The following is a 14277-nucleotide window of genomic DNA, read 5'->3' on the forward strand; positions in this document are numbered from 1 at the left end:
AACGTGGCCTTGGTTTACTCAATTTGTAGAGATATTTTACGCTTCTAGTGCTTTTGCAATTAAGCGATCAATATATTTTTTATGCGCTTTAGTTGCTGTATCTGCACCCCAAGCAGTGCTGGTATCGGCTATTTGAGTTAGCTGATATAACGCAGCTGTTTTAGCTAAGTTATCGTACTTACTTGCTTTGCCAAGACCTGCAATTGCGATTAGCTGATTAACATACTCAATTTGTAAGTTGTGACTAATAGAATTTGCGTCTTTGCTTTTCACAAAAATATTAGCGGTTAAATCTTGCATAAACTGAGTTAGGCTATATTCATTGCCGTACAAAGCAGTATCAGAAATACGCAGTAATACGGCTGGGTGTAATAGCTGCGCAAGTACAGACTTTTGCATACCTAAAATCATTTTGTGTGCTTTAGGGTCTTCATTTTTACCAAAATGATTAAAGCCACGACGTTGCAGTTGCAAGTAGCTATATAGAGGTTGCATGTTTTGTAGTACGTCTGGTGCAAATACAAACTTTGCGAGTATATCCATCGCTTGTGTTTGACGTTCAAGAGATACCGGTGTAAATGGCTTATCTGCGTTTGCATCACCCACTACAGCACGCTCAACGTACACACCACCAATTTGGCGAGAAACAACACCTGCTTGAGCTCTGTACTGACCAAATAAGCTATTAGCAGAGGTAACAAGCTGTTGGTAAGACTCACCTTTAACCGTTGCTTTATCTTTTAGCTCAGTAAATAATTTATTAATTAACGCCATACGATCTGCGCCATAGGCCGCAGGATTTGACGACAAATCACCAATCATGACACGTGGATCGATATGGCGACCTGGTGCGCGCATATCGTCTGCATCGTTACCAAAGGCAAGGGCATGTTCACTTGAACGAGCAAGTATTTTTTCAAGTCTAGCTTGCTCAGCAGCTTCATCTGCAAGTGCTACGCTGTAGCCATAGTTAATAGCCCAATCATCGTAAGGGCCTGGTTTTGTTTGAAAAATATCACCTTGCTGCATACCAATTGGGGCAATGTTAGCTGGTGCATAATCCATAACAGAGCCGGTTACTATGCCTTGGGTTTTGTTTTTGTCGTGTACTTCTTTTTCATCCCACAAAATTGATGATTTCATATTGTGGTTAAGACCTAAAGTATGGCCTACTTCGTGAAGTACCAATTGCGTTAGACCTTGGCGAAGCATTTCTTTATCTTCAATTTTGTCGCCGCTAGCAAGGCCTTTGGCAAGCATTAGATTTTGTTGAATCTCATGCCCTAGTGAGCAATTCAGCTCACCGGTATTTGTTGCTTCACCGTGGCTCATTGTTCCTTGAGTGAAAAGTGTGTCGTAAATCCAGCGGTTTTTCATAAATACAAACTCAAGCATAATATCTGAGCCCAGTATTTCGCCTGTTAATGGGTTAGCAAGTGCTGGTCCGTATCCGCCAAATGGAGGCTTAGGTGACGAAGTCCAACGCAGTACGTTGTAATTAATATCGCCCGCATCCCAGTCTGCATCATCTGGTTGTACTTTTACCTCTAAGGCATTTTTAAAACCGGCTTTTTCAAAAGAAGTATTCCACGTTAAAACAGCGTCACGAATAGTATCGCGCCATTCAATGGGTGTGGTGTTTTCTATCCACCAAGTAATTGGTTTTACTGGTTCTGAAAGTGCTGCACTAGGGTCTTTCTTTTGTAGATCCCAACGTTTTATAACATCTTCATAAGGTGCCCAATCGGCAGATGTCATTTGATCAAATTGATTTGTAAAATAACCAATGCGCGCATCATCCATACGTGGTGCGTAGTTATTGCTAGGTAAAGCAACAAACGAGTGCTGAACCTTTACCGATACGCTACGTGGGTCGCTTACTGCATTTGAGCCACGTACCGTTGGGCTTGGGTTAGTAAATACGTAATCAACAACCACGTCTAGATTATTAGGGTATGGACGCTGTTTAATAATGCGTGATTTTTTATCGTCTAATTTGCCTACTTTAAAGCGCTTTTTAGCATTTTTATCAGCTGGATTTGGCGTAGGTGATACTTTATGAAGTGCTTCGCTTAAAAATAACTTATTTACGTTAAATGCTATTTTACCGTCTTCTTCTTTTTCTATTTTAATGCTCGCAAGTACCGCTTCACTAATATTGGCATCACTCGCTTTTGAAATTGCACTGTTTTCGTCAAATTTGTAGCGAGGTGTTTTGCTAATGATATCGATACGATCAAAGTATTTTCTAAATTCAATTAACTTAGTTTCACGGTACGAACCACGATAATGGCCTGCATCTGTAACGCCATCGACAGTGTGCGCAAAATATACAAACGGCGTATTAAGTTGGGACTCGTTAATCACCATAAGGTGCTTACCGGTTTTTTCGTCTTGATAAAGGCTAAATATACCGGCAAATTCGGTTTGTCCTTTGATCATTTCGCTAAGTGTTTTTGGCTCTTTTTCGTCTTTTTTATCGGCTGCAAATGCATGGCTGCCAAACGCTAAGCTAAGCGCAAGGGTGATGGTCGTTAATTTCATTTTGAGACTTTTAATATTTGTTAATTTAATTGGACTGTACGTAAATTAATTTAATTTCGCACATCTTCGCGACGAAATTTAAGTGTACAACGCTAATTAACTGATATTAATAGACAAAAGTTTGTAACAAAATATAACAAATGAGGTGAGCTGCATGCAAAGTTATTTTTATAGCCCTAAATAGCAGTGGTTTATATGTATTTGCAACAGTTGCTTACAAATGTCACCTTAATGTTTCATATGGCTCTGGTATTATGATGCTAATAGAATTTTGGGGATAATAGGATATGCAAACAAATTCACTTAGATGGGTTTTTCCATTTGTAGCGCTAATTGTTGGTGTTGTTGGCTTTATGGGAATAAATGCCATTGCACAAGAGCCAGAAAAAAAAGAAGTAATTGATACTCGTCCAACAGTGCAAGTTGAGCCAGTGGCTGCAAACGATCATCAAGTTATTATTAATAGCTACGGTGAAGTAAAGCCTCTTGAAAGTACACAGCTTTCGGCGCAGGTGTCGGGTGAAGTGTTAAGTTGGCATCCTAATTTTGTAGCCGGCGGCATCGTTGCTCGCGGTGAAACGTTATTCACTATCGAAAAAGACAACTACGAAGCAGCAGTACTTGTTGCAGAGGCAGAAATTGCTCGTGCACAAGCAGGCTTAATTGAAGAGCAGGCCCAAGCTCAAGTAGCCGCAGATGAAGCAAAGCGTTTTCCAAGTAAAGCGCGTACCGACTTATTTTTACGTAAGCCTCAAGTGTTAAGTGCGCAGGCATCTGTAAAGTCGGCGCAAGCTGCATTAAAACGTGCACAACGTGACTTAGATAATTGTGAAGTAACAGCCCCTTACGATGCATTGGTTATTAGCCGAAATGTAGGTGTTGGTCAATTTGTCACTATGGGTTCGCAAGTTGCTGAGCTCAATAATATTGAAACTGCTGAAGTGATTATCCCTATAGCAGGGTTCGATAGCGTTTTTTTGCCAGAACGTATTAAAGGCATTACCGCGACGATTATTCAAAAGGGCCTAAACAGCTTCACCCGTGAAGGTGTAATTGACCGCGACCTAGGGATTGTTGATAACGCTACGCGTATGAGCAGTCTAGTAGTGCGTATAGAAGACCCATACGGTCTTAAAAACATACAACCAGCCATTAAGTTTGGTAGCTACGTACAGGTAAATTTTGCAGGTGCAATGCTTAATAATATTTACCGTTTACCGCAAGCTTTGGTTAACAACCAAACTGTGTGGGTAGTAAACGAAAATCAAGAACTAGAGCCTCGCAAAGTAACGGTTATTCGTGAAGAGGGTGAGTATTTTTATATTAGCAGTGGTTTAAATGCCGATGACAAACTCGTTATTACTCTACCTGAATACCCGCAAAAAGGAATGCAGGTTAAAATTGCAGGTGTAGCTGCAAAACCTGAAAGCTCAGAAACGAGCACTTCAAACACGCAACAGCTGTAGGGTGTAATAGTTATGAGCGAGTCAACACAACAAAAACAAACAGGGCTAATTGCCTACTTTGCTAATAATTCAGTAGCCGCTAATTTAATGATGTTTTTTATCATTATTATGGGGGCTATAAGTTACTTTACGATTCAGCGTCAAATGTTTCCTAATGTAGAGATTAACTACATTAATATTGAGGCTAATTACCCAGGTGCCTCTCCTCAGGAAATAGAAGAAAGTATTCTTATAAAAGTTGAAGAGTCACTTAAAGATATAACCGAAATTAAAAAAGGCGTGTATCGCGCATTTAGAAATGGCGGTACAGCCAGCCTGGAAATAAACACCGATGCAAAACTTACCGATGTGCTTGATAAAGTAAAGTTGCGTGTTGATGGTATTGCGACTTTTCCGGCAGGTATGGAACCGGTCACCATAAGTCAGGTTGAGTTTAGGCAAGACGTAATAGGTATGACGCTCGTTGCTGACTTACCACTTACAGAGCTTAAGCCTATAGCAAACCAAATAGAAGATGAGTTACTACAGTTATCTAACGTGTCATTAGTGGTAAACGATGTTCCTCTTGATGAAATAGCAATTGAAATAGAGCCCGATACGCTGCGCCAATATAATCTAACCCTTAGTGATGTAATGAATGCAGTGCGTCGTTATTCAGCTAACTTTTCGGCGGGGCAGCTAAAAACAGACGCAGGTGTTATTTCTGTTCGCGTCGAGAATCAGTTTTACTCAGGTGAAGAGTTTAGGCAAATTCCGGTAAAAATTGGCGAGTATGGCGCTAAAGTTTTACTGCAAGATATTGCAGTTATTAAAGATCAATTTACCGAAGGTGAGCGCTACTTTAAGTTTAATGGCGAAAACGCGGTGTATTTATCGGTAAAAGCAACGCAAGAGCAAAACATGATTCCCGTTGCGGATTCGGTTAAAGCGTTTATTGATCAAAAAAATAAGCAGCTACCGCCAGGTATTCGATTAGAGCCATTAATGGATATGACCTACTACCTAAATGCTCGCCTTGATATGATGAAAGCTAACCTGTTTCAAGGTGCCATTTTGGTGGCAATTATGTTGTCGTTATTCTTGCGTTTTAAACTAGCGCTCTGGGTAATGATTGGCTTACCTGTTTGTTTTTTAGGGGCCATGATGATGATGCCACTATTTGGCATTAGCATTAATATTATTTCGTTATTCGCTTTTATAATGGTGCTCGGCATAGTGGTGGATGATGCCATAGTGATAGGGGAAGCTGCCTACACCGAAGTTGAAAAAAGCGGCGGTGGTGTAGAAAATGTTGTTCGTGGCGCTAACCGAGTCGCGACCCCTGCAACCTTTGGTGTGTTAACAACAATTGCTGTATTTGCACCATTCACAATGTCGAGCGGGCCAGAAAGTGCCTTCTTTTATGGTATAGCCGTTGTAGTAATGCTGTGTTTAGTATTTAGTTTGATTGAATCAAAGCTGATACTGCCAGCTCACATTGCTCATACGCACTTTTCGCCGATTAAAAAGGGTGGTTGGCGCGATCGCTTCAATACACGCTTTTTTGGTTTCGTAAATGGCCCATACAAACGTTTTATTGCTAAGTGTGTTGATTGGCGCTGGACTGTTTTGTTTGCTTTTATTGCAATGTTTATAATCAGTATTGCACTTATTACGTCTAATAAAGTACGTACAGTTCCAACTCCTAAAGTGCCGCACGACTTTCCACAAATTCAAGTAGAAATGAACGACAACGTTTCTGACTTACAAACCATTGCTGCTATTCGTGAAATAGAAGCTATGGTACTTAGAGTCGATGAAGAGACTGAACGTGAATTTGGTCAAAAAATTATTCGTGATGTATTGGTATTTAATCAAGGCAGAACCGAGTCGCAGTTACTAGCTCCATTAGTTGACGAAGATTCACGTCCATACAATGCATTTGAACTTTCGCGTCGCTGGCGTGAGGCTATGCCGACTATTGCTGGTATTAAGTCGTTAACTATTCAAGACGATGTTGGTGGCGGCGGTGGTAATGGCGGCGGCGAGTTTGGCTATTTACTGTATGGCTCAGACATAGATACTTTAAATCAAGCGGGTCGTCGTTTTATTCAATTACTTCAACAGCAAAAAGGGTTGTTTGATATTAGCTCAACCATAGATCCTGCGAGCAAAGAAGTGCAAATGAGCCTTAAACCCGTTGCTTACGATTTAGGCTTAGATTTAGCCGGTATTGCAAATCAAGTGGGTGCTAGTTTTTATGGTGGCGAAGCACAGCGTGTAATCCGAAACGGCGAAGAAGTACGCGTAATGGTACGTTACCCTAAGCTGACTCGTGAGGCATTTTCATCGCTTAAACACACCGTTGTTACTACCCCACAAGGGCGAGAAGTACTTCTTGGTGATGTAGTAGAGCTAACAGAAACGCCAGGTATTAGCTATATACGCCGCGAAGGTGGTTACCGTACCGTGTATGTTTATGGCAATATTGATGAAGAGCAAATTGAGCCAGGCGAAGTGGTTAAGCAAGTAAAAGAAAATCTACTGCCACAGCTAATAGAAGAATTCCCAAGTGTTAAATCAGAGCTTGGTGGCGCAATAGAAGAGCAGCAAGCTCAAGCTAATGAGCAAATAATGTTTTTTATTGGCGGAATGATTTTAGTATACATACTGCTAGCTGTGCCGCTTAAAAGCTATTCACAACCGCTTATTGTAATGTCGGTTATTCCGTTTAGTTTAACCGGGGCTATTTGGGGTCATTACTGGTTTGATTTAGATATGAGCTTAATGTCGGGATTTGGCTTAATTGCCGCAGCAGGTGTTGTTATAAATGATTCACTTGTAATGACAGATTATGTAAACCAAGTTCGCCGCGAAGGTGTTAGCGTTAAAAATGCAGTAATAGAAGCTGGTTGTGCCCGCTTTAGAGCAATACTATTAACGTCTATAACAACCTTTGCTGGTGTATTACCTATTATGTTTGAAACAAGCCTGCAGGCTAAGTTTGTAATACCTATGGCAGTAGCACTTGGCTTTGCTGTTATGTTTGCAACGTTAATAACGCTTATATTAGTACCGTGTTTATATATTATTCTAGGCGATATTGGTGCGTTATTTAAGCGCCCTTTTAAAAGCCGAGCTGCTAAAGTCTCGTAAATATAAAGCATAAAAAAAGCACTGACCGTTATTAACGCTCAGTGCTTTTTTATTATCTATTTATTGTTGTTAAACTGGCTACAACAATAATTAATCTTTAAATTGCTTATGGCAATCTTTACAGCCTTTAGCCCATGCGCCAAAAGCTTTACCAATTACGGCTTTATCGCCCGATTGGGCTGCTAACGCTAGCTTATCTGCATTTGCTGCAAAAGCATTCGCTTTTTCAACAAAGGTTGCATTTTCGGCCCAAACAGCAGCAAGTGCAGCTGTGTCGCCTTTATCTGTTCCTTCGTAAAACGCTTCCCATGGCATTTTTGAAAGTGCAGCAGCGTTGTTAGCACGCATTTTAAATTGCTCTGCGTCAAAAGGTACTTTACCTTTTAGCATTGCGCCCATGTCACCAATTTGCACTGAAATCATTGAAAACGCAGCTTGGCGGTATTCAATCGCGTCACTTGGTTCTTTAAATGCAGAATTTGCCGATACGCTAAATGCACACGTTGCCAGTGCTATTGTTGCTAATACTTTTTTTAATTTCATGTTTGCCCCTGTTGAAAATTGTAATTCTTAATTCGGTATCTTGTATCTAACATCGTATTTATTCAAGTGAATACGATAGATTTAACTAAAACTTAATCGTTTATATCAATATCTGCAAATATCATCCCGCGACGCATGCTTCTAGTTGCTAAGAATACCTCACCAAGTAACGACATAAATGCACATATAAGTAATGCCATTGCTGCTACAAAACAACAGGCAATTGTAACGCCTAAGTTTATAGATTGAATATGCGATAAAAATAACAACATAACCACAGCGCATACAAGTAGTGCGCTTAATACACTCAAACTAAAAGCAATATGTATACATCGAGAACGCTTTAAAAGGGCGCGCAGCTCTGTAGCGAGTGATTTATTAAAGTCCTCGTCAGTACTTACTTTTAGTCTGCGTTCTAGCTGACGTGCCCTATCGGTAATTCGTGCTAAACGATTAGACAAAACACCTAAAGTAGCAGCAATACCCGTGATTAAGAATACAGGGGCAACGGCCGTTTGAATTACTTTAGCCATGGTTAAAATGTTAATTACTTCGTTATTCATTCATTTCTCAAGAAAAAGTTAGAGTTGTTTACATTAGTTCACAAATATGATTTTTTAACTTTATTGTTTTAAATCAATTTGCTGGGGTGATGTTTTCTTGTTTTTTGGATTTGATGTCATGTGTTTGTAACCAAGGTGTTGCTTGGGTTGTACCGAAAGTTTTATATTCAGTACAACAATACAATCATTTTGATTAATACAAATACAATAATACATAACCTATCCAAGGGGAACTCATGGCTAAAAATATAATAAAAAAAACTGCTATAGCTACGGCAGTCTCAAGTGCATTTCTTGCTACTTTTGTTAATGCGACAACTTTACCTAATACAACGATTGCACCTCAAGCTGCTGAACAGGTGAAAGAGTTAGCATCTGAGCAAAAACAGCCTTCAGCACATATGATTGTTTTACGTGCAGCAACTTCTGTTGATGCAGTGGCTTCTGGCACTTATGAAGCGTCAAGCAGTCGTGAAATGATTGCTAACGTTGAGTTGCTTCAAAACACGATGGCCAACGAGCTTAGTAGCTTAGACTTTGATGCAAAAATAATTGGTAAAACAAAAATATTAGCACCAACATTAATTGTGCAGGCGACACCAGAAGCCTTAGCTAAAATAGCTAAAGATTCACGAGTGGCTAAAGTATTACCGATGTTTGACTACGAATTACATGTAGCTGCAACGTCTGAATATATTAATGCTAAGCCTTTAATTGTTGATGGTATTGTAACTGGTAAAGGTCAGCGTGTGGCTGTTCTAGATACTGGTATTGACTATACCCACAAAGCATTTGGTGGTGAGGGTACTGTAGAAGCATACAATGCTGCTCAAGCTGATCCTACAACGGTTAATTGGCCACAAGGTATTGTACAGGGCGGTTACGATTTTATTCATGAAGATGCAGACCCGATCGAGAATGATCCTGAAGTTGTAATTCCTGATGTAGATGAACCAACAAACCATGGTACGTCTTCTTCAAATTCAGTGAATGGTATTGCACCTGATGTTGAATTATATGTTTACTCTGTTTGTGGTGGTGGCTGTCCAAGTGCTGCTCAAGCTGCGGCATTAGAAGCTGCAATGGATCCAAATGGCGATGGTGATATTTCAGACCGCGTAGATGTTATGAACATGTCATTGGGTGGTGAGTTTGGCGATACATATACAGGTGGTGGTGCACAATACTTAATTCAACGTGCTGTTGATTTAGGTGTGAATATGGTTATTTCAGCCGGTAATGATGGTGATCATCCATTCCGTATTGGTGGCCCAAGCACGACACCAAATGCGTTATCAGTAGGCGCAATGACCCATCCTACAACTGAAGTTGGCACTGCTACAGGTACTGTTGCTGGTATTGAAGGTAATATTCAAGCATCAGGCTTTGGCCCGCAAACTGACTTTGTAATTACAGGTGCAGATATTGATTTAGTGTATCCTGACACAAACCAAGATGGTTGTGTTGATTTTGCTGATGATGTTGATTTTACTGGTAAAGCGGTTTTAATTGACCGTGGTGCATGTGCATTTACAGTTAAAGTACTTAGTGCACAGAAGAAAGGTGCTGAGTTTGTATTGATTGCAAATAATACAGATGATGGCACTCCTGCACCAATGGGTGGCAGTGATGACAATGTAATTATTAAAAGTGCAGGCATTAATTTTGCTGCAGGTGCTGCTTTAAAAGCTCAATTAGCTGCAGGCGATACGGCAACATTTGATATTGATGTAAAAATTAAAACTACAGCAGGTGCGGTAGCTACGTTCTCTTCTCGTGGACCTTCGATGGATGGTTTATTAAAACCAGAAATCACTGCTCCTGGTACGAGTATATTAGTTGCAGCAGCAGGTACACAGGATAAGCTAGCACCAGTAGATGGTACTTCTTTTTCAGGCCCTATTACAGCCGGCGCTGTTGCAATGGTACGTGAAGCTCATCCTGAGCGTAATGCATTTGAGATTAAAGCTACAATAATGAATGCAGCTGACTTAAATGTAACAAATGAGCCTTTAGCAAGCAGTCCTGACTCAGAACTGGCTCCAATTAGTATGATTGGTTCAGGCTTGGTTGATGTAACTAAAGCAGTCAACTTACCAGTTGCTGCATGGGTTAATAATACACAGTTTAATACTAAACAAGCAGCTCTTTCATTCGGCCTTGTGTCAATGGCTGGAACAGAGTCTCTAACTAAAACAGTGACTGTTAAGAACTTCTCATCAGATGCTAAAACGTATGCACTACGCACTGAAGCTCGCTACCAAAATGATGACGATACAGCTGCAATTAGCTGGGATTTCCCTGAGTCGGTAACAATCCCTGCAGGTCAGTCAATTAACTTTGATGTGACGCTAACTGTTGATCCAACAAAACTACCAGCGTGGGAATTAGAAAACCCATTTAGTGCAGACGACATTGCTGCAAGAAGCGCTGCTCTTACTTCAGTAGAGTTTGATGGTGCATTGGTATTTAATGATGCAAGCACAGATACAGACCACGATTTGCACGTTGTGTATCATGCAATGCCAAAAGCTGCGACAGAATTAAGCGTTTCATCTCAAATCATTGATAACGAAATGGCACTTATTGTTGAAAATAGCGGCCAAACAGACATTACTCCTTTTGCAGAAAGCATTGTTGCAACAGGCACAGAGAAAACACGAGAAGAAGCTGAGTTTAATATTTTAGCGACTACTTTCTCTGCATTTGCAGATAGCTCTTGTGACTCTGGTATTTTTGTAACATCGTCTATCCAATTGCGCGACCCATTAACGCATGTATTCCAAGCGGGCTATAGACTTGAAATAGATACAGATAATGACGGTGTTTATGATCAAGTTATGCAAAACTATAACGACCGCGGTCGTCAAACAGCATTCCCAGGTCGTAGCCGTACAGTAATTGGTGAAACTGATGGCGCTGGTAACGATTCGTTAGCATGGGTTACTCCGCTTTATCACTCAGCCGGTGAGGATACTATTACCTTCTCCACTTGTAGTGAGCTACTAAACGTTGATGGTTCATTGCTTGGTGAGAATATGAACTTTAAAGCATCTGTGGGTTACCCTTCATATGTTACAGGTGTATTCACTCAGACCGATAGTATTGAAGGCTCAACTACATTTGGAGCATCTCCAAGTGTAACGCTTACTTCTATGGAAACTGGCGAAGCAGTTACTTCACTTAAACCGGGTGAAAAAGCAATTGTTGAAGCAAGCGGTCCATTTGCATTATCACAAACATCTGGTTTGGATATTGTTAAAGTGATGAGTAGTACTGAGTTAGAGCTTCCTGCAATCGACGCCCCAATGCTAGTTGGTGGTGAGTTTAGTGTTTCAGAAGATGCTGCTAACGGAACGGTTGTTGGTGCACTAACTATCACTGAGTCTGAGCAAGACTTAGATGTGTCAGAGTACTATGTGCAATCAAGTACTCACCAAGGTTTTGGTATTGATGCGGATGGACAAGTGGTTGTAACTAATACTGAATTGTTAACTGGTGATTCATCAGCTGAACTTCAAGTTGTTGCAATTGATGTACGCGGTAATGTATCTGCTCCTGCTGTAGTTACTGTAAGTATTACTAAAGTTGTACCACCAGTAGTAGAGACTGTAGCACCAGAAAGCAAAAAGAGCTCATCTGGTTCACTTGCATGGTTAACATTACTAGTAGCGCCGTTTGCATTCATACGTCGTCGTAAACAAAAGTAATTTTATAACTAAATAGTTATATAAAGGGAGCTTCGGCTCCCTTTTTACATAGCTTCACAAACTAAATCACAACATAGGTTGTTTTTAGGTATATTTAATTACTTAATAAAAAATAAAAATACAACAAGGACTTTGACTGATGAAACGTACTCCATTCGCACTCGCAGCACTATCGCTCGCTATTTTAAGTGGCTGTAATCAAGCCCCTGAAGAAACCAAAAAAAGTAATACACAAGTTAAAACGGTTCAAGTAGCCCAAGCTGTAGCGCCGGTAGCTAAAAAAGTGCCACATGAAATGACTATTCATGGTGATACACGTATAGATGATTACTATTGGCTGCGTGATGATGAACGTAAAGCACCTGAGGTAATTAACTACTTAGAAGCTGAAAATACGTATACTGATGCAATGCTCGCACATACTAAAACGCTGCAAAGTGAGTTGTTTGAAGAGCTAAAAGGGCGTATCCAAAAAGACGATGATTCAGTCCCAGTTAAAAACGGTGATTATTTTTACTCAACGCAAACACGTGGCGATAACGAGTACACTACTTACTTACGCAGCAGCGATTTTGCAGGTACGGATCAGCAAGTTATTTTAGATGTAAATGAGCTTGCTAAAGGCCATGATTATTATGCAGTAAGTGGCTTAAATGTAAGCCCGAATGGCAATTTAATGGCTTATGGCGAAGATACTGTTAGCCGTCGTATTTATAGTATAAAAATAAAAAATTTAACAACCGGTAAATTACTCGAAGATACACTTGAGGGCACCAACGGCGGTATAGTTTGGGCAAACGATAATAAAACTGTTTATTACATTAAAAAAGATTTACAAACTTTATTAGGTTATCAAGTTTATCGTCATACATTAGGTACACCACAAACTGATGATGAGCTAATTTACGAAGAAACTGATACCAGTTACTACATGGGTATGAGTAAAAGCAAAGATGAGTCAGAAATTTATATTTGGCACAGCAGCACGGCTGCATCAGGCGTATCTGTATTAAGTGCTGATGATACTAAGGCAATGCCTAAACGCTTAATTGAGCGCGAAGCAGGGCTTGAATATGATATTTCGAAGCTAGGGAATACTTACTACATTGTAACTAACTTAAATGCTGTAAATTTTCAGCTGATGAAAGTTGATATTGATAAAGCAGGCGACAAGGCTAATTGGCAAAGTGTGATCCCAGCGCGCGATGATATTAAACTCGAAGGCATTGATTTATTTAATGACTACTTAGTTTACCAAGAACGTGAAATGGGCCAATCAAAGTTGATTGCGCGTAATTTAAAAACAGGCAAAGAGTTACCACTGAGCTTTAACGATAGCGCTTATACAATTGGTACTTATGGCAATAACGATATAGATAGCAGCACGTTACGTGTTTACTACACAAGCATGACCACTCCAAGCTCATCGTACGATGTAGATTTAGCGACTGGCGATAAAACGCTTCTTAAGCAACAGGTTGTGTTAGGTGATTTTGATGCTGACAATTACGCTTCAGAGCGTATTTTTGTAACAGCACGCGATGGCATAAAAGTACCGGTAAGTTTAGTTTACCGTAAAGATGCGTTTAAAAAAGATGGCACTAACCCGCTACTGCAATATGGTTACGGTTCTTATGGCGCAACCATGGATCCAACGTTCTCAAGCTCACGCTTGAGCTTGTTAGACCGTGGTTTTGTATTTGCAATTGCCCATGTACGTGGCTCGCAAATGCTAGGTCGTCCTTGGTACGAAGACGGTAAGCTACTCACTAAAAAGAATACATTTAACGACTTTGTTGACGTAACTAAAGCACTGGTTTCTCAAAAGTATGGTGCAAAAGATGAAATATTTGCGTTAGGTGGCAGTGCTGGTGGCTTATTAATGGGCGCAGTAGCAAACCAAGCGCCTGAGCTTTATAAAGGCATGGTTGCTGCGGTACCGTTTGTAGATGTAGTAACAACGATGCTTGATGCGAGTATTCCGCTTACAACAAATGAATACGGCGAATGGGGTAATCCGAACGAAAAAGCGTATTACGATTACATGCTGTCTTACTCGCCATACGACCAAGTATCTAAGCAAGCATATCCTAATATGTTGGTAACGACTGGCTTGCACGATTCACAAGTTCAATACTTTGAACCTGCAAAATGGGTTGCTAAGCTGCGTGACTATAAAACTGATGACAATAAGTTACTGTTTAAAATAGATATGGAAGCAGGGCACGGCGGCGCATCGGGTCGCTTTAAGCGCTTAGAAGATACCGCGCTAAACTATGCATTTATGCTTGATTTAGCGGGTATTAAAAAGTAATT

Annotated in this window: 7 protein-coding genes; 4 read left to right on the forward strand and 3 right to left on the reverse strand. The window is 40.3% G+C overall.

Annotated features, from left to right (window positions below; genetic code table 11):
* Window positions 1–36 precede the first annotated feature (36 nt).
* Complete coding sequence (locus QL995_RS18145; protein WP_290294776.1) at window positions 37–2544, reverse strand: zinc-dependent metalloprotease; 2508 nt, start codon at window positions 2542–2544, stop codon at window positions 37–39.
* Window positions 2545–2831: 287 nt separating this feature from the next.
* On the opposite strand from QL995_RS18145, the gene QL995_RS18150 reads away from it, so the two are divergent.
* Window positions 2832–4010, forward strand: a complete 1179-nt coding sequence (locus QL995_RS18150; protein ID WP_007580481.1) for an efflux RND transporter periplasmic adaptor subunit — start codon at window positions 2832–2834, stop codon at window positions 4008–4010.
* A gap of 12 nt (window positions 4011–4022) precedes the next feature.
* Window positions 4023–7145, forward strand: a complete 3123-nt coding sequence (locus QL995_RS18155; protein WP_290294777.1) for an efflux RND transporter permease subunit — start codon at window positions 4023–4025, stop codon at window positions 7143–7145.
* A 90-nt stretch (window positions 7146–7235) separates the two neighbouring features.
* Here QL995_RS18155 and QL995_RS18160 read toward each other — a convergent pair whose 3' ends face one another.
* Together QL995_RS18160 and QL995_RS18165 are read right to left on the reverse strand one after the other, a co-directional pair.
* Entirely contained in the window at window positions 7236–7688 is a 453-nt protein-coding gene (locus QL995_RS18160; protein WP_007580483.1) for a cytochrome c, read from the reverse strand.
* A 92-nt stretch (window positions 7689–7780) separates the two neighbouring features.
* Window positions 7781–8251: a DUF2721 domain-containing protein gene (locus QL995_RS18165; RefSeq protein WP_007377300.1), complete on the reverse strand. Its 471-nt coding sequence runs from the start codon at window positions 8249–8251 to the stop codon at window positions 7781–7783.
* Window positions 8252–8487: 236 nt separating this feature from the next.
* Between QL995_RS18165 and QL995_RS18170 the strand changes: the two genes are divergently transcribed.
* Window positions 8488–11961, forward strand: coding sequence for a S8 family serine peptidase (locus QL995_RS18170; protein ID WP_290294778.1), 3474 nt, complete (start codon window positions 8488–8490; stop codon window positions 11959–11961).
* A gap of 139 nt (window positions 11962–12100) precedes the next feature.
* Entirely contained in the window at window positions 12101–14275 is a 2175-nt protein-coding gene (locus QL995_RS18175) for a S9 family peptidase (RefSeq protein WP_290294779.1), read from the forward strand.
* Window positions 14276–14277 lie beyond the last annotated feature (2 nt).

Source organism: Pseudoalteromonas sp. APC 3358 (assembly GCF_030408075.1).
Taxonomy (GTDB): domain Bacteria; phylum Pseudomonadota; class Gammaproteobacteria; order Enterobacterales; family Alteromonadaceae; genus Pseudoalteromonas; species Pseudoalteromonas arctica.